Source organism: Burkholderia sp. SIMBA_051, assembly GCF_046534915.1.
In the GTDB taxonomy this organism is placed as follows: Bacteria; Pseudomonadota; Gammaproteobacteria; order Burkholderiales; family Burkholderiaceae; genus Burkholderia; species Burkholderia ambifaria.
Window position 1 is genome coordinate 1 of sequence record NZ_JAWRXS010000408.1, and the last position, 263, is coordinate 263.

Below are 263 nucleotides of genomic sequence, written 5' to 3' on the forward strand. Positions count from 1 at the left end.
TCTGCGCCAATCTCTAATCCAACAACGCGATCGATTTCATCGTTGCGTGCCGTTAAGAAAATGATGGGTAAAGAAGAAAATTCGCGAACTTGCTTACATAGCTCAAAACCATTTGCATCAGGTAAACCAACGTCTAAAATCAGTAAATCTATCTGTGTAGCTTTAATATAACTAAGACCAGCCCCTGCGGTATCGAACCAAACGACGCTAAAGCCATCCATCTCGAGCGTATGAATCAAGGTGTCTGCAATTGCTTTTTCGTC

General features: G+C 42.2%; 1 protein-coding gene. It reads right to left on the reverse strand.

What is annotated here, in order from left to right; genetic code table 11:
* Nucleotides 1-263: response regulator (locus SB771_RS35065; RefSeq protein ID WP_410722052.1), on the reverse strand; the 263-nt coding region annotated here is incomplete at both ends.